Origin of the sequence: Staphylococcus hominis subsp. hominis (assembly GCF_002901845.1) — a bacterium.
Classification (GTDB): domain Bacteria; phylum Bacillota; class Bacilli; order Staphylococcales; family Staphylococcaceae; genus Staphylococcus; species Staphylococcus hominis.
Genome location: NZ_PPQE01000025.1, coordinates 521,406 through 539,735, shown reverse-complemented (window position 1 = coordinate 539,735; position 18,330 = coordinate 521,406). Strand labels below are relative to the sequence as shown.

The following is an 18,330-nucleotide window of genomic DNA, read 5'->3' as shown; positions in this document are numbered from 1 at the left end:
TTAACAACCTCCTTATAAATTATTCTAGTTCTTCTAATTTTTGGATTAAATGTTCCAGTTTTTTAGTATCATGAATAGATTGTTTCATTTCGTTATAAATCATTTGACGTTGTTCAAATTTCCCATATAACTTTAATTTAGTTTCATAGTCTTCTACTAAATCGCCAGTTCTTCTTATATTATCATAAACCGCTTGTCTACTCACTTTAAACGTTTCAGCAATTTCACTTAATGAGTAATCATTTAGATAAAATAATTCAAGATAATTCTTTTGTTTTTCAGTAAGCAAAGAATGATAAAAATCAAATAGATAATTCATTCTTAACGTTTTAACTAAATCATTTTTCCCCATTTTGGTGTTCCTCATTATTATCTGTTAAGCTTTGCATTTCATCAGGGATATTATCATTTTGCTCAATCATATCAGCAAACAATCCATATACATAACTTTCAGGATTAAATGGTTGTAAATCATCTAGTTTTTCACCTAAACCAACGTATTTAACAGGAATATGCAATTCATTTCGAATAGCAAGTACAATACCACCTTTTGCTGTGCCATCTAATTTAGTGAGCACAATCCCTGAAACGTTGGTTACTTCTTTGAATGAACGTGCTTGTGATAGTGCATTTTGACCAGTGGTTGCGTCTAAACATAATAATGCTTCATGTGGTGCATCTGGAACAGCACGACTAATGACTCTTTTCATTTTGTCCAATTCTTGCATTAAGTTTGATTTATTTTGTAAACGACCTGCTGTATCACAAATTAATATATCTACACCTTTATTCTTAGCCGCATTGATTGCATCATAAACAACTGCTGCAGGATCAGAACCTTCGCTTTGTCTGATTACCTCTACGCCTACACGATCGCCCCAAACTTGTAATTGTTCAATTGCACCTGCTCTGAAAGTATCACCAGCAGCCAACATAACTTTTTTACCTTCCATTTTATAACGATGTGCCAATTTACCAATCGTTGTAGTTTTACCTACACCATTGACCCCAACCATTAAAATGACATTTAATCGGCCATCTTCGATATTCATTGCTTCTGAATGATCATCTTCTTGGTGATAAATTTCTACAATTTTTTCAACGATAACTTCTCTTAAACCTTCAGTTTCTTTGATATTACGACGTTGTGCTTCTGTACGTAATTCATCCGTTAATTGCATAACCGTATTGAAACCTACATCCGCAGTAATCAACATTTCTTCTAAAGCTTCGAAGAAATCTTCATCTACAGTTCGATAACGTGCAATCAAGTTATTTAATTGCTCTTGGAAGTTTTCTCTTGATTTTTCTAAACCTGCTTTAAATTTCGCTCCCATTTTTTGAGCTTCAATTTCTTCAAAATCTTCAATTGAAATTAACCCATCTTCATCGAAGTCAGCTTCGCTTAATTTACGTGGTTTTTTCTTTTTTGGTGCAGGTTCTTCATTTTCTTGTTCATTGTCTTTTGTTGATGGTTGATCTAATTTCTCATCTTCCGTTAATTCCTTTTCAATATCTTCAGTCGACTTTGTAGAAAATTTATCTTTTAGTCGTTTGAAAAAACTCATGCATTTTCCTCCTTCATAACCTCATCTATTGTATTTAAATTTACACTTACTAATTTTGAAACGCCTGACTCTTGCATTGTAACACCATATAAACGATCCGAATACTCCATTGTACCTTTTCTATGCGTAATGACGATAAACTGTGTTTTTTCAGATAAATCATTTAAAAATTGTGCGTAACGAATAACATTGGCTTCATCCAAAGCTGCTTCCACTTCGTCTAGTATAACAAATGGTGCTGATCTTACTTTTAAAATAGCAAATAGTAATGCAATAGCACTTAATGCGCGTTCGCCACCACTTAATAGAGAAAGATGTTGTAATTTTTTACCTGGTGGTTGAACAATAATATCTACTCCTGCAGACAAGTAATCATCATCCGTAAGTTCTAACTTGGCATGACCACCACCAAAAAGTGATTGAAATACAGATGTAAAATAATCTTGTACTTCAAAAAATGTAGCTTTGAAACGATCTTTTACTTCTTGATCCATTTCATCAATGATTTGTTCTAAAGTCTGTTTTGCTTCTCTTAAATCATTTCTCTGTTCATTCAAAAATGTATAACGCTCATTTAATTCTTCAAATTGTTCAATAGCATTAACATTAACTGAACCTAATTCTTCAATTGACATCTTAGTTAATTTCACTTTTTTTCTTAATGTTTCTATTGGAACATCTGATTGATACGTTTCTCTCGCACGTTCAAGTGTAAGATGATACGTTTCATTTAAATGATTCATTGCATGATTAATAAGAACATCTAATTTAGACTGTTGGGCCTTAATATCTTGATAAAAACTTTCAATGGATAATAAATCTTGATGGCATTGTTCGAGTTTGTACTCATGAATTTCAATATCTTCATTTATAGACTCTTTTTGTTCTTTTAAAGCATCAAGTTTTTGTTTTAATGTGTCACGTTGAGACGCTTTATCTTGGATACTTGATTGAAGCTGTTGAAATGCTTTTTCGCCCATCATATCGTCAGAATTAAATAATTCTATTTTCTCTTTAGTTGCTATGATTTGTTGGTTAATTTGTGCATGTTGTTTGTCTATTCTTTCCAACGACATAGTTTGATGACTTATTTTTTCTTTAACGACTGCAACATCAGAACGTTTTTGATTTAATTCTTTTTCAACTTGCGATACATTTTCTTTACCCTCTTTAGAGAGCTTTGAATATACCTCTATGTCCTTTTCAAGTTGTTTTAGTTGCTCTTGAATTTCAGATAACCGTAATTGTTGTTGTTTTAATGTATGACGACTTTTTTCACTTTGATAGCCATCATTTTTCTCAAATTCAAATTCTTCATGTTCACTTTTTATATGTGTTTCTTGTTTTTTTAATCGATCTAAAGTCAATGTTTCTTCGTGAGCGGTGGCTTTTAATTGATGATATTGTTGACTTAAATCTACATACTTATTACTTAATGTCTCAACTTCCTCTTTTTGATTTTGCAATTGTTGTTCGAATTCTTTTGTTTTCTCTTCGTAGTCGTTTAATTGTGTTTTCATTGTTGTCAATTCATCTTTTTGAGCTAAAATACTTTTTGATTGACGCATTCCGCCACCTGACATTGATCCTCCTGGATTAACGATATCTCCTTCTAAGGTAACGATTCGCGCTTTATATTGAATCGCTCTTGCAAGTTCATTCGCAATTTTAAGATTCTCCACTATAATTGTAGTACCCATCAAATTATCTATGACAGCTTGATACGTTTGATTAACTTCAACCGCTTCAGATGCAATATTAATAAAACCATCAAAATTTCGAGCTACATTTTGGATATGATGAGATAAACTTCTTGCTCTAATTACATTTAGTGGTAAAAATGTTGCTCTTCCTAATCCTCGTTGTTTTAAAAATTTTATCGCCTGGCGACCATCTTTTTCATTATTTACAATAATGTGTTGTAAGGAGGCTCCTAACGCTGTTTCAATCGCTTGTGTTAATTTTGATGGTACCTTGATGACTTCGGCTACTGCACCATGAATACCACTTAAAGTATTCTCTTTTGCTTTTAATATATGTTTTACTCCATTAAAAAAGTAGGAATAGTCTTCTGCTTGTGTTTCTAAACTTTCCATACGCACACGCATTTTATCAGTATATCGATACGCTTGATATAACTTATCTTCATATGTCGCTTCTATACGTTTTGCTTCAGATAAACGATATTCAACGTCACGCATGTCTTTCTCTGTTACATTCATTTTTTGTAATGTAGTAGTATGCGCTTGTTCGGTTTGATGTATGTCCTTTTGAATATGTTTAAGTTGATCAAATACTTCTATTAATCTTGCATCGAGACGTGTTTTTTTGGTTTCATTTTCTTGAATAGTACGTTCTAAAAAACGAATATCATTATTCACTTCAGATTGCTCGGACATTAATTCATAATATTCATTTTTAATAGTTTCTAATTTTTCATCATGTTGTGCATCTGTAAGATTAAGTTTTGATTCTAACTGTTTAATCTCTTTATTAAGCGATTGATGCTGTTTTTTAAGTTTAGATACTTGTTCTAAAGAAAGTTCTCTTTCATCTTGAACATTCTTTAATTCATACTGTAAATTATCTAATTCTTCTTCAAAACGTGCATTCGTTTCTGATTGATTTCTTTTTCGCTCTTCAAGGACATTTAATTTTCCAATAAATTTTTCATATTCCTCAGTTGTAGTAATTAAATCTATATTAACGTGGTCGGTATCTCTTTCAAGTTTTTGACGTTGTGTTTTTTGTTTTTGTAAATATTGATTTAATTGAGCTTGTTGGCCTTCTTTTTCAGCTTGTTGGCTTTTTAGATGATTCAATCGTTCATCGAGTTGACGATTCTCTTCATCATATTGATTAATATCGTGTACAGTTACGACAACATCACTATGCTCCATCTCTTTTGATAATTGTAAGTATTCTTTAGCAATAGATGCTTCTGCTTTTAGAGGTTCAACACGCCCTTCTAAATCATATAAAATATCTTCTACTCGAGATAGATTATCTTCTGTATGATCTAGTTTTTGTAAAGATTCCGTTTTTCTTTTTTTATATTTTAAAACACCCGCTGATTCTTCTATGATTTGACGTCGATCAACAGGTTTAGCATTTAAAATTTCATCTACTCTACCTTGTGAAATAATACTAAACGCTTCTTTTCCTAGACCAGAATCTAAAAATAACTCTGTAATATCGCGTAGACGTGCCCTATCATTATTTAAATAATATTCGCTCTCTCCACTACGATAAAGACGACGTGTTACAATCACATCATCATCATCAGCCTCAATCTGCAACTCTCTTGTAGAATTATCTAATTTTAATTGTACTTCTGCATAATTTTGTGCTTGACGATGTTCTGCCCCTGAGAAAATAATATCTTCCATTTTAGAGCCACGAAGCGACTTAGCAGATTGTTCTCCTAAAACCCATTTAATCGCATCAGTAATATTACTTTTTCCACTACCATTTGGACCAACAATTGCTGTCACGCCTCTATCGAACTGTACATTCGTACGATCTGCAAATGACTTAAAGCCAATGGTATCTATAGATTTCAAATAAACCATACTCTTCTCCTTAATTCATTCATACTCGTTCTTGTTGAAAAGAAGATAATATATGAAATGCGTTCATTATTATTTGTTCTCATCTCTTAACTTATGATAAGCACTTTCAGCTGCTTTTTGTTCAGATTCTTTTTTTGTTCTGCCTTGTCCTTTTGCGATTGCTTTATTTTCTAAAATCACTTCAGATGTAAATAAACGATGGTGTGCTGGACCTTCTTCTTTAATCAAATGATACGTCACATCTCCTTTACTTTGACTATGAATATATTCTTGGAATTGTGTTTTAAAATCGACCACGCCAATTAATTCATTATGTTCTACATATGGAAAAATGACTTTTTGAGCAAACTTCCAGACTACTTCTAAGCCTTGGTCTAAGTATAAAGCCCCAATAAACGCTTCAAAAGCATCTGATACTAATGAAGGTCTTGTTCTACCGCCTGTTTTTTCTTCGCCTTTTCCAAGTAAAATGAGTTGATTTAATTCAATTTTATTTGCAAATATTACAAGTGAGGGTTCACATACGATTGTCGCTCTCATTTTAGTTAAATTTCCTTCAGGTAAATTAGGATATTTGTCAAAAAGGTAACGTGAAACCGTCAATTCTAATACCGCATCTCCTAAAAATTCTAAACGCTCGTTATGCGCTAATCGATCCATATTAAAATCATTAATAAAGCTAGAGTGCGAAAACGCTTGTTGGTACACATCTAAATGAGTATAACTAAGACCAAGCATCTTCATTTTTTTATCAAATTGATATTGAAAATCTTTAATCATTTCTGATTGTTTCGGGTGCATGATTGATAAACCTCCGTTCATGTTATTGATGTCCTATGAAAAAAATCTGAGCCATCATGACGACGACTCAGATGTAAGTTTTTATTTTTCAAGACTATTGATGTATTTAACTGCATCACCAACAGTGTTGATTTTTTCAGCTTCTTCATCAGGAATTTCAGTACCAAATTCGTCTTCTAATTCCATCACTAATTCAGCGATATCAAGTGAGTCAGCGCCTAAATCATCTTTGAAAGATGCATCTTCTGTTACTTTATCAGCGTCTACACCTAAACGGTCAACGATGATATCTTTTACTTTATCGAAGTTTTCCACGTCGATTCACCTCCTTTAAAAGTGTCTATCCATAGACTATTATATTTTCCCATTTTAAGGGCTAAAACACAAGTATTTATTAAAAGGATATAATGACTATTTATCCTTTTAAATACATGACGTATATATTACATATACATGCCACCATTAACTGATAACGTTTGACCAGTAATATATTTCGCACGATTAGATGCTAAAAATGACACTGCATAGGCAATATCTTTATCTTCTCCAAAACGTGATAATGGAATTTGCTCCAACATTTGTGATTTAAGATCTTCATTTAATGCATTTGTCATATCTGAGACGATAAACCCAGGCGCAACTGCATTAACAGTAATACCACGTGAAGCAAGTTCACGTGCACTTGATTTTGTCAGTCCTTCAATACCTGCTTTTGTCGCTACATAATTAGCTTGTCCAGGATTACCCATAGCCGCTACAATACTAGATAAATTGATAATAGCACCGCTACGTTGGCGTAACATTTGTGGCGTAGCTTTTTGAATACAATTAAATGTCCCTTTTAAGTTAGTATTAATAACGTCATCCCATTCTTGCTCTTTCATTCGCATTAATAAATTGTCTTTTGTAATACCTGCGTTGTTTACAAGAACATCTAAAGAGCCAAATTGATTTACAACTTCTTTAATCATGGCTTTGACTTGATCACCTTCAGCAACGTTTGCTTGTATTGCAAAACTTTCTACGCCTTTTTCTTTGATTTCTTTAACCACTGCTTCTGCTTTTTCTTTATTACCCGCGTAATTAACTGCTACATTGAATCCATCTTCTGCTAATTGCAATGCAATACTACGTCCAATTCCTCTAGAAGCACCAGTTACTAATGCACTTTTAGTCATTTTCATTCCATCCTTTCACATCTTCTAATGTTTGAATCGATGTAATTTTTACATCTCGATTAATTTTTTTAATTAAACCAGATAATACTTTACCAGGCCCAATTTCAATAAAATGATCCACGCCTTGGTCTATTAACCACTCTGTAGATTTAATAAATTGTACTGGTGAATAGAGTTGTTTCACCATATTTTGTTTAATCGTTTCTGCTTTTGTTTCTCCATGAGCATTATAATTTTGAACGATAGGAAATTGAGCATCATTCCAAGTGAATTGATCAATAAATGAAGCGAAATCCTCTTCAATTACTTGCATCATTGAAGAATGGAAGGGACCTGATACTGCTAAAGGAATCACACGCTTCGCACCTAAAATTTTTCCTTCTTTAGTTAATTTATCAATCAGCGCCTTATGCCCAGATACAACAATTTGACCTGGTGCATTAATATTGGCAGGTTCAATTAATTGATCTCCAAATGAAATTTCTTTACAAATTTCATCTACTTCTTCATAACTTAACCCTAAAACAGCAGCCATACTTCCTACACCATTTGGAAAAGCTTGAGTCATTAATTCGCCACGCTTACGCACAATTTTCACTGCATCTTCAAATTTTAGTACGCCAGCAGCCACTAAACTTGAATATTCACCAAGACTATGCCCCATTGTATAGTCAGCATCTATACGGTTTAGTGCTTCTAGTAATGCAATACTATGTGTTAACAATGCAGGTTGAGTATTCTCAGTTTCTCCTAATTTTTTCTCTTTATCTGTAAACATCGTTTCTAATAAATCAAAATCAACAGTTGTTTGCGCTGATTCTAAAACAGAAGTCGCATCTTTATTAACATGATATAAATCTTTAGCCATTCCTACTTTTTGTGCACCTTGTCCGGGAAAAACAATTGCAGTTTTACTCATTGTCACCACCTACCGTTTCTCTCATAATTTTTACTATTTGTTCATCACCAGCAATTTTAGCTTGTCGAATTGCAGAATAGAATGCACGTGCATTTGAACCACCATGTGCTTTTACTACAGTACCATCTAACCCTAAAAGAACAGACCCACCATATTCTGCATAGTCTAATTTTTTCGCAAACTTACTGATATCTTTTTTCAATATCGCAGCAGCAAGCTTATTTTTTAAATTAGCTAGTAGTGTACCTTTTAACATTTTTCCAATTGATTTAGCAGTACCTTCGATGTTTTTTAGTACCATATTTCCAGTATAACCATCAGTGACAACTACATCTGTGTCACCCTCCATCAATGTTTTAGCCTCAATATTTCCATTAAATCGCAGACTCGCTTCATCTTTTAATAATTGATATGTTTTTTTAGTCAAGGCATTTCCTTTTGCTGGTTCAGTTCCGATATTCAACAATGATATTTTAGGTTGTTGAATACCTCTAATTTTTTGAGCATAAATATTACCTAGCTGTGCATATTGCAATAAGTGTTCAGGTTTTGCATCTGCATTGGCTCCAACATCTAAAAAGACAAATCCTTTACCATCGATAGTAGGTAATGTGACAACAAGTGCTGGTCTAGCTACGCCTTTAATACGTCCGACAATAAATAGCCCTGCTGACATTAAAGCACCTGTATTACCAGCAGATACACAACCATCTGCCTCACCAGATTTAACCGCTTCTGCCATGCGTACCATTGAGCTGTCTTTTTTTCTTTTAATGGCACGTACAGGCTCATCTTCCATCTCAATTTTTTCTGAACAATGTCTAAATTCTATACGCTTATGATTTAATGTATATTGTTTTTCATCACCAAATAAAATAATTTCTAAATCTTTAAAATCATTGATTGCTTTCTCTACAGCTTCTAATACGATGTCTGGTGCATTGTCGCCACCCATCATATCTACAGCAATTTTAACCATGGTTTTCATCCTCACTTATATAAAACATTTTAAATATGCCTGTAAAAACGAGTGTATCTTTTACAAAAGATTCCACTTTTATATCATAATGTCGATTTGTTCTATTGATTACGGTTGCTTCTGCTCTAACATTATCATGCAACTTTACTTTTTCAATAAATTTCAAATTACTTTCTTGAGTTAAAACAGTAGAGTTATGTATTAGGGCTACACATAATGAATTAGCTTGAGCAAATAAAATATGCCCACGTGCAATACGTGTTTTTTGAAACACATACTCTTCTGTAATTTCTATAATAGATTGGGCAGAATAATTAGGTTTAACTTGAATAAGATCCCCAATCACTTCATTAGCTTCCAATCCTTTGATATATTCATAATTTTGTTTGGCTACAGATTTAATACGTTTACGTAATTCAGGAATATTAAGTTGTGTGCGATCCAGACGGATAGTTTGAATACTTACGTTGAATAATTCACACAATTCACTATCCGTAATAAAGGGGTTTTCATTAATCGCCTTCTTAATCTTATGACGACGTTCTGTTTTTTTTAATTTCATACTTTCCTCCCCTTTAAATATTTTAGTACCAAGTCTTAATCATTCCTCACATATCATAACACTTTCTATTTATTATCCTCAACAAATATTATATTCTCATATAATAAATAATTTGAATTAAATATCAGTTTACTGATGTTAATCAAAACTCATGTTAAGTAAGTGGTCGTTGATAAATGCTCTTAAACGTTCATATTTCTCAGTAAAAAACTCCCCAGATTGAATGAGTTCTGCGGCCTCATCACGAGCTACTTCTAGCATACGATAATCTTCTACTATATTAGCAACCATAAAATCTGGTAACCCGCTTTGTTTAACTCCAAAGAAATCACCAGGGCCTCTCATTTCTAAGTCATATTCACTTAATTCAAATCCATCTGTAGTTTGTGTCATAATGGTCATTCTTTCTATGCCAGTTTCTGTTTTAGGTGATGCAATTAATACACAATAACTTTGATGTTCACTACGTCCAACACGACCTCTAAGTTGATGTAGTGTAGATAATCCAAAGCGATCAGCATCATAAATCATCATAAATGTAGCATTAGGAACATTAACGCCTACTTCAACTACGGTTGTCGACACTAAGATATCAATATCATGATTACTAAAACGTGCCATTACATCATCTTTTTCGTCTGCTGACATTTTCCCATGTAATAAACCTACATGTGTTTTACCATAAAACTCTTGTAGTGACTCAAAAAGTTCAACAACATTTTGTACATCTTCTAGGTGTTCAGAACTTTCAATTAGTGGACAAATCACATAGGCTTGACGTCCTTTTTTTAGTTCGCTTGTCATTTGAGCTAACACTTGGTCATACTGTTCATGTTTCGCCCAATGTGTAATAATTGGCTTTCGACCTTTAGGTAATTGTTTAATTGAGGACACATCCATTTCTCCAAATACTGAAATGGCTAACGTTCTCGGTATAGGCGTCGCAGTCATAAACAATACGTTGGTCATAGCACCTTTTTCTCTTAGTAATTGACGTTGATTCACACCAAAACGATGCTGTTCATCAGTAATAACTAACCCTACATTTTTAAATTGTACATCGTCTTGAATCAATGCATGCGTGCCAATTAAACAATCGATCGTTCCATTCTCTAATTGTTCTAACAATACACGTCTTTTTTTTCCTTTTACCGATCCAGTTAATAAAGCAACATTCATATGGTCACCAAAAAGTTCTGTTAAACTATTTGCATGTTGTTCAGCCAAAATTTCTGTAGGTACCATCAGTGCAGATTGATATCCAGCAGTTTTGAGTGCATACATACAAATTGCTGCTACAACTGTTTTCCCTGACCCAACATCACCTTGTAATAAACGATGCATGCGTATTGGCGCTTTCAAATCTCTAAATATTTCATTAACGCTCGATTTCTGTGCATCTGTTAATTCAAAAGGTAACGACTGGATAAATGACTTCACTTTATTAATATCATAATTAATTTCAATGGCTTCATCTGAAGCTTTTTCTAAGCGATTTAACCATTGCATACGTAGTTCAAACATAAATAATTCAGTAAAAGCATATGTACGTCTCGCACGCATAAGAGCTTGTTTATCTTTAGGTAGATGCAACGTTTTAATAGTATAATCTAGTAATTCCAATTTGTACCTTTGTCTTAATTCCTCCGTAATCCATTCATGTATAGTGACATCATTAAGAGATTGATGAATCATATCACGCATTTGTTTTTGTTTAATACCTTCTTTAAGTCGATATACCGGTTCTAATCTCACTTCTTCAGTAGAGGTATGAGTGTCATTAAAAAAAATACGATTGCCATTAATTTCTTGTTTAGCACGATTCCATTTACCTTTTATTGTCACTGTTTGATTTAACTCAATTTTCTTTTTTAAATACGGTTGATTAAAAAATACACATTTAACTGCGATATTATCAATCATTAAATGGACAGTTAATTTTGATTTATTCCGACCAAAAAAGGCTACCGTGGGTACAGAATAAATTTCTCCTGCTACTGTCACAGTAGATTGATCTTCAGCTAAGTTTAAATCTACAACAGTATTATCTTCATAACGCGTTGGTAAATACAACACTAAATCTTCTATTGTGTGAATGTTTAATTCATGTAGTAAAGCAATTCTCTTTGGTCCAAGTCCTTTTATAGATTGAAGCGGATATGGACTTTCAATTAAACTAACTTTCGACATTATTTCTCACCTAATATTTTTAATCTTATTTATATTTTATCACGTTTATTATAAATATTTAGTGATACCATCTTACTATAGTCCACTTGACAAATGAATATCACTCACTTCATTTAAACGTACAACATTCACTTTTAATACTAATATCGTTTTATCATACTTAACTAATAATATGAAAGAGAGCATAAATCTATTTTAAATGATTTTGCATTAGCTCTTAATCTTATTTAAATTTTAGAAGTACGAAGTATTTTTATGTTCCATCAAGGTTTAAATCAAAAAACGATTTATACATACATTCCCAGTTATTATTACTGCTAAATTATATGATATTTTTTTAATCACTCTTTGAATATTAGTTATCTTCTTAATTGTGATATCTTCCTCTATTTTACAGTTCATTATTGATAGCATATTTTTCTATTTTAATATATATTGACTGGTCATTATGTCTTGAAAAACCTATTAAAGTAAGTTTTCCAGTGTCATATTTTTCAATACTTTTATTAAATATAAAATGGGGAGTGACAACGATAATCATTTCATCGTTATCACTCCCACTATTAAATCTCACTTTATTCTACAGCAAATAAATATGGATAAATTGGTTGATCACCTTTATGGATTTCTATTTCAACATCTGGATATTCATTTTCTACCCATTCTTCTAATTGAGTTGTCATATCAGATTGTGCATCTTCACCAGTAATCACTGTTAAGATTTCACTTTCTTCATTTAACAATGTACTTAATAAGCCAGTAATAGTTTTAAATTCATCTGCATTACTAGTCACAATTTTACTTTCAGCTAATCCCATAAATTCATCTTTTTTAATATCTACACCATCAATCTTAGTATCTCTGACAGCAAATGTAATTGAGCCAGATTTAACAGTTTCTAACGCTGTATTCATATGAGACGCATTTTCTTCTAACGTAGATGCAACATCATATTGGAAAAGTGCTGCAATACCTTGAGGAATAGATGTAGTTGGAATGACTACTGTATCAGCTTTAACAAGTTGTGCTGCTTGATCACTAGACATTCTAATATTTTTATTATTTGGCAAGATAATTGCACGCTGGCATTCAGACTGTTCAATCACCTTAACAATATCCTCTGTAGAAGGATTCATTGTTTGCCCACCACTAATAATGTGTGTCACACCCATTGAAGTGAACAACTCAGAGATACCTTCACCCATTGAAATGGCAATTACTGCTGTTTCAACTGTTTTAGGTTGTTGCGAAGCTGTTGCTTGTTGATGACTTTGTTCTTTTCTAATTACTTCACGATGTTGTTCACGCATATTTTCTACTTTTAATTTAATAAGTTCACCATATTGTTGTCCATAATTGAACACTTCACCTGGTGTTTCTGTATGTACATGGACTTTAACTATTTCATCATCATTAATAACTAATAACGAATCACCAAATTCGCTCATGTCATTTCTGAATGTTTGTTCATTAAATTCTTTTTTATCTTTTCCAAAGCGTACCATCATTTCAGTACAATAACCGTACTTAATATCTTCTGTATTAATAACCCCATGAAAATCATGTTCTTCATGAACCAAATCTTCTGTGTCTAATTTTTGTTTGTTAGCTTCAACTTTTTCGCCTTTTAGTCCTTTTAAAAAGCCTTCGTAGACACACAATAAACCTTTACCGCCACTATCCACTACGCCTACTTCTTTTAAAACTGCTAATAAATTTGGCGTATTATTTAAAGATTGCTCAGCTTTTTCGATTGTATATTCCATTACTTCGATGCAATCATCTGTTTCTTCTGCTTTAGTCATAGCTGCACTTGCTGCATCTTTGGCAACAGTCAAAATAGTTCCTTCAACTGGTTTCATGACTGCTTTATAAGCTGTATCGACACCTGCTTGAAAACTACTAGCAAATTGTTGAGCATTAATTTCCTTTTCATCTTCAATATTTTTGCAAAATCCTCTAAATAATTGAGATAAAATAACACCAGAGTTACCACGTGCTCCCATTAAAAGTCCTTTAGAAAAAGTTTTACCTAATTCACCAATACTTTGAGATAAATTATTTTCAACTTCTTCGCGACCTGAGGTAATTGTTAAATTCATATTTGTTCCTGTATCACCATCAGGTACCGGATATACATTAAGGGAATCAACTAAATCTGCATTATTAGATAAATTGTGTGCCCCTTGTATTATCATATCGGCAAATAATTTACCATTAATTTTGCTAATCATCGTGCTTTGTCCTCCTATACCTTCTTGCCCTTGTTATTAAGTCTTACACCTTGTACAAAAATATTAATAGAATTCACTTTAATATTAAGTGAACTTTCGAGTGTATATTTTACTGATGATTGTACATTGTTAGCTACTTCAGAAATTTTGACACCATAACTTACAATGATGTACATATCTATATCAATCACACCATTATCTTCTTTAACAACAATACCTTTAGCATAATTCTCATGTCCTAATATTTCAGCAATACCGTCTCTTACTTGTTGTCTAGATGCCATGCCAACAATGCCATAACTTTCTACAGCTTTACTTCCTACAACAGAAGCAATGACCTCATTTGAGATATCAATTTTGCCATAGTCATTTAAGATCTCTAATGTCATCTTCATTATCCTCCTGAATTATGGTTAAAATCATATTTAAAAATGATGTATACATATATGATAAAGATAACTATTTTATAAATAAGCCAATCTACATAAAAATATATTATAATAACTCCACAATAGTTAATTATACCATAGATTTACATTTTCAAAACAATTAACATAAATTACATATGATTTTATTGCTTTAAATATTGATATATGGTATCTTATTTAAAGTATATAAGTAGTTAAGTGTATTTATATTTATTAAAGGAGGTACTTTGATGGGTAAACAATGTTACGTAACAGGTCGTAAAGCTACGACTGGTAATAATCGTTCACACGCTTTAAATGCGAACAAACGCAGATTTAACGCTAACCTTCAAAAAGTTAGAATTTTAGTTGACGGTAAACCTAAAAAAGTTTGGGTTTCTGCTCGTGCTTTAAAATCTGGTAAAGTTACTAGAGTTTAATAAATATAATGCACTAAAAATGCCTTCATATGTGGTGAAGGCATTTTTTTATTACTCTAAATCTTTACTTCTCATTTGCAATACTTGACCTTTTTCAACTTCGATAATCGCTATTGATTGATCGACTTCATTAGAGATTGTCAGTGTAGAGCCTATTTCTAAATGCTGATGATCTAAATTATATTTAAACCCAGATAAAGATACTATCACTTCTCCATTTACTGGAATAAATGAAACATATTGATATTTATCAGATTTATGAAGTTGATGTGTCCCAGTATTAAGTAGCATGATTTCATTTTGCTTATCTATTACTTTAATTATAATTTCTTTTTTTATATAGACTGACTTGAAAAGAATTTGTAATGTTCCCATAAAATGATCTAATCTTCCACCCGTTGCTCCATAGATATCTATTTCTGTATATCCCTTTTGAATGGCTTGTTCTACGCCTAATGCTAAATCAGTGTCATCTTTTTCAGCTTTAACTGGATGAATATTTAATGTTTTTTTTAAAATTTCTCTTTCTTCATCATTGACGGAGTCAAAATCGCCCACTGAAAAAACAGGTACAATACTTTGTTCAGAAAGAATTAAAGTCCCACGGTCTATTCCGCCCCACGATTCAGTTGATAATTTTGAAAAAATATGAGGGGGTAAATGCCGATCTCCACATAGTAAATTAATTTTCATTATCTCAACCTCTCAATATTTTAGTCACTGTTTTATAATCATCTTGGTTAAAAAAGTATGAACCTGTAACAAAAAGGTTAGCCCCATGTTTTGCACAAATATCTATCGTTTTATCATTTATACCACCATCGACTTCAATATCAAAATTTAAATTAAAAGATGACTTCAAATCATTTAATAACTTAATTTTTGAAGCACACATGTCGATAAATGTTTGTCCACCAAATCCAGGATTAACCGTCATTACTAAAACATAATCCACCATAGAAAGAACAGGTACGACCCTATCTACAGGGGTGCCAGGATTAATTACTACACCTGCTTTTTTATCTAGACTTTTGATAAGTTGAATAGCACGATGAATATGAGGGGTTGATTCAATATGGACTGAAATCATGTCTGCCCCATGTTTTGCAAATGTCTCAATATAGTTTTCAGGATTCTCAATCATGAGGTGTACATCAATTGGTAATTGCGTAGTTGATCTTACTGCATCTAATATGGGTAATCCAATTGATATATTAGGTACAAATTGACCATCCATAACATCAAAATGTAGACCGTCAACGCCTGCTTCTTCTAATAATTGTATTTCCTGTTTTAAATTCAAAAAATCGACTGATAATAAAGAAGGAAAAATGTGTCTCATTAATATCTAACCTTTCTATTCGAAATTTCATTAACTAATTGTAAATAATGTTCATAGCGAAATTGCGCTAAATTATTGTTTTCTAATTGATGTTTAACATTGCATTTAGGTTCTTTAATATGATTACAATTTCTAAATTTACAATCATTTCCAAAAGCATTAATTTCTTTAAAGTAATACTTTACATCATCTTTTTCAATATGATCAAAATCAAGTGCACTAAAACCAGGTGTATCTGCTATAAAACCATTTTCTCTTTCAAATAGTTCTACATGTCTTGTCGTATGTTTACCTCGATTAAGTGATTTAGAAATATCATTGGTTTCAAGATTTAGTTCTGGTTTAAACGTATTTATAAATGTTGATTTTCCAACACCAGATTGTCCACTTAGCACAATTAGACCATTAGGCCAGGTATTCACAATATCAACTTTATCAGTTTCTTTACCTACAAATTGAACAGAATATCCTATTTCCTTATATGTATTTAGTAATGTTTCGATATGACTGATTTGTGTTTCACTAGCAATATCTTTTTTAGTGACTAATATACTAGGAGATAAGTTGTAAGAATGTGCAATCACTAAAAATCTATCTAACAATTGTGTTGAAAAATTAGGTTCAACCGCACTCATTACAATAACCAGACCATCAATATTACTTACTGGAGGACGCTTTAATGCATTGTGGCGTTCATGTACGTGGTGAATATAACCTTCATCTTCATTTTGAATATCAAAGTCAACGATATCTCCTACTACAGGAGAAAATTTTTTCTTTCTAAAAAGACCACGAGGTTTAGTATTATATTTTTTTCCACCTACATCTACTTGATATACTCCACTAATTAATTTAACAATACGTCCTGTTTCCAAATTAACACCTCAAATTAAGTATTTATATTTATATTATTATAGCAAACATAGAATTAATAATATATATTCTATACCATCATCATAAAGATAAGGATAGAAAGACATTAAAATCGCTCAAAAAAGTTAACTTTACATAATAAAATTATAGTTGTTAAAAAGACAATTTCTATATTATTTCAATAGAAATTGCCTTTTAAAATTGACATCATTTATATCATAAAATACATGTTAATGTATAAACAGTAAACGATGCATAACTTATCATTACTATCTTACTCTTGTTCTGATATTTGAAATTTATTCATAGTCAATATCTTTATCTGCAATAACATTGTCATCTACTTCAATCGTATATCCAGCAGAATCACCTTGTTCAATTTTTAATGGAATAGTAATGATCTTATCTTTGTGAATATTGTATGTTTGACTTACCTGTGTACCACTATTATTTTTATCTCTAATATAAATCTTTACCTTTTGACTTTCTCCATCATTTCCAGTATACGGAATATGATAAGTTTCCGTATAATTTTTTACGCTTGTCGTATGATTATCTTTCTTATCATCAGAAGAATCTGAGTCCTTTTTTGAATCTTCTTTTTTATCTTTACCCTTAGAAACCATAAATTCTACTGTACTTCCTTCATTTACTTCAGTCTGCTTTGGAGATTGTGAAATAATGATATCCTTATCTTTAGTATCACTATTAGTCGTCTTAACTTGTACGTTTAGACCCATCGACTCTAATTCTTTTTTAGCATTTTGATAATTTTTATTTTCATAGTCTTTGACGTAAACTTTTTTTACACCTAACGATTCAGTCAGTACAATATGATGATCGTTAAGTTTCACCGATTCATTAGGGTTAATATTTTGCTTGAAAATATATCCTTTTGGCATTTGACTATTATATTCTTGATTAATTGTCACATGATTTAATTTATGATCTTTAAGTTTTTTTATAGCCTCTTCTTTTTTAATCCCGATCACATTAGGCATATTTATCTTTTCTGGGCCTTTTGATAACACAACATCTACTTTTTCTTGTTGGTTAACACGTTCTCCTGCTTTAGGATTGGAGTTAATAATTTTATTTTCGGGATAGTCATCATTATATTCTCTAGATATATGTCCTATTTCTAAATGCGAAGCTTTTAATACTTTTTCTGCTTCTTTTTCAGTTTTACCCGTTAAATCAGGCATTTCTGTATATTTATCACTAAGCATGCCCCAAGCGATAAACCCAATCAAACTTAATAATAA

The 18,330-nt window shown here is 31.8% G+C and carries 18 protein-coding genes; 1 reads left to right on the top strand and 17 read right to left on the bottom strand.

Translation table 11 applies throughout. The annotated features are described in order from the left end of the window. Positions 1–19: 19 nt before the first annotated feature. The 13 genes from CD034_RS04265 to CD034_RS04210 all read right to left on the bottom strand — a co-directional run bounded on the left by CD034_RS04265 (position 20) and on the right by CD034_RS04210 (position 14,392). Complete coding sequence (locus CD034_RS04265; RefSeq protein WP_049336506.1) at positions 20–352, bottom strand: putative DNA-binding protein; 333 nt, start codon at positions 350–352, stop codon at positions 20–22. Beyond that, positions 339–1,568, bottom strand: coding sequence for a signal recognition particle-docking protein FtsY (ftsY, locus tag CD034_RS04260; RefSeq protein ID WP_002455431.1), 1,230 nt, complete (start codon positions 1,566–1,568; stop codon positions 339–341). Before ftsY ends, CD034_RS04265 begins: the two co-directional genes overlap by 14 nt. Next, positions 1,565–5,140 (bottom strand): chromosome segregation protein SMC, encoded by a 3,576-nt coding sequence (gene smc, locus CD034_RS04255; protein ID WP_103288160.1) that lies wholly within the window; start codon positions 5,138–5,140, stop codon positions 1,565–1,567. The genes ftsY and smc overlap by 4 nt, the downstream gene beginning before the upstream one ends. A 69-nt stretch (positions 5,141–5,209) precedes the next feature. Further along, positions 5,210–5,941 (bottom strand): ribonuclease III, encoded by a 732-nt coding sequence (gene rnc / locus CD034_RS04250; RefSeq protein WP_002448736.1) that lies wholly within the window; start codon positions 5,939–5,941, stop codon positions 5,210–5,212. Positions 5,942–6,022: 81 nt separating this feature from the next. Beyond that, complete coding sequence (locus tag CD034_RS04245) at positions 6,023–6,256, bottom strand: acyl carrier protein (protein ID WP_001830184.1); 234 nt, start codon at positions 6,254–6,256, stop codon at positions 6,023–6,025. Between the two features lie 128 nt (positions 6,257–6,384). Further along, the gene (gene fabG / locus CD034_RS04240) at positions 6,385–7,119 is read right to left on the bottom strand and encodes a 3-oxoacyl-[acyl-carrier-protein] reductase (protein ID WP_002448838.1); all 735 of its coding nucleotides are present in this window, start codon (positions 7,117–7,119) and stop codon (positions 6,385–6,387) included. After that, positions 7,112–8,038: an ACP S-malonyltransferase gene (gene fabD / locus CD034_RS04235; RefSeq protein ID WP_002455435.1), complete on the bottom strand. Its 927-nt coding sequence runs from the start codon at positions 8,036–8,038 to the stop codon at positions 7,112–7,114. Before fabD ends, fabG begins: the two co-directional genes overlap by 8 nt. Continuing rightward, entirely contained in the window at positions 8,031–9,017 is a 987-nt protein-coding gene (gene plsX / locus CD034_RS04230) for a phosphate acyltransferase PlsX (RefSeq protein ID WP_002448776.1), read from the bottom strand. Before plsX ends, fabD begins: the two co-directional genes overlap by 8 nt. Then, a complete protein-coding gene (gene fapR / locus CD034_RS04225) occupies positions 9,010–9,579 on the bottom strand; it encodes a transcription factor FapR (protein ID WP_002455436.1) in 570 nt (189 codons plus the stop codon). The genes plsX and fapR overlap by 8 nt, the downstream gene beginning before the upstream one ends. A gap of 138 nt (positions 9,580–9,717) precedes the next feature. Next, on the bottom strand, positions 9,718–11,769 hold the full coding sequence (gene recG / locus CD034_RS04220; protein ID WP_002455437.1) for an ATP-dependent DNA helicase RecG: 2,052 nt from the start codon (positions 11,767–11,769) through the stop codon (positions 9,718–9,720). A 391-nt stretch (positions 11,770–12,160) separates the two neighbouring features. Then, positions 12,161–12,343, bottom strand: coding sequence for a hypothetical protein (locus CD034_RS11295; protein ID WP_002455438.1), 183 nt, complete (start codon positions 12,341–12,343; stop codon positions 12,161–12,163). A 1-nt stretch (position 12,344) separates the two neighbouring features. After that, positions 12,345–14,003, bottom strand: coding sequence for a fatty acid kinase catalytic subunit FakA (gene fakA, locus CD034_RS04215; RefSeq protein ID WP_002448785.1), 1,659 nt, complete (start codon positions 14,001–14,003; stop codon positions 12,345–12,347). Positions 14,004–14,017: 14 nt separating this feature from the next. Continuing rightward, the gene (locus CD034_RS04210; protein WP_002448841.1) at positions 14,018–14,392 is read right to left on the bottom strand and encodes an Asp23/Gls24 family envelope stress response protein; all 375 of its coding nucleotides are present in this window, start codon (positions 14,390–14,392) and stop codon (positions 14,018–14,020) included. A gap of 269 nt (positions 14,393–14,661) precedes the next feature. On the opposite strand from CD034_RS04210, the gene rpmB reads away from it, so the two are divergent. Further along, entirely contained in the window at positions 14,662–14,850 is a 189-nt protein-coding gene (gene rpmB / locus CD034_RS04205) for a 50S ribosomal protein L28 (protein WP_002448748.1), read from the top strand. 51 nt (positions 14,851–14,901) lie between these two features. Here the strand turns inward: rpmB and CD034_RS04200 are convergent, their stop codons facing one another. From CD034_RS04200 to CD034_RS11380, 4 genes are all read right to left on the bottom strand, one after another. Beyond that, a complete protein-coding gene (locus CD034_RS04200) occupies positions 14,902–15,543 on the bottom strand; it encodes a thiamine diphosphokinase (protein ID WP_002455439.1) in 642 nt (213 codons plus the stop codon). A 4-nt stretch (positions 15,544–15,547) separates the two neighbouring features. After that, complete coding sequence (gene rpe, locus CD034_RS04195) at positions 15,548–16,192, bottom strand: ribulose-phosphate 3-epimerase (protein ID WP_002455440.1); 645 nt, start codon at positions 16,190–16,192, stop codon at positions 15,548–15,550. Beyond that, positions 16,192–17,067, bottom strand: coding sequence for a ribosome small subunit-dependent GTPase A (rsgA, locus tag CD034_RS04190; protein WP_002448849.1), 876 nt, complete (start codon positions 17,065–17,067; stop codon positions 16,192–16,194). Before rsgA ends, rpe begins: the two co-directional genes overlap by 1 nt. 297 nt (positions 17,068–17,364) lie before the next feature. After that, positions 17,365–18,330: PASTA domain-containing protein (locus CD034_RS11380; protein WP_258026815.1), on the bottom strand; the 966-nt coding region annotated here is incomplete at its 5' end.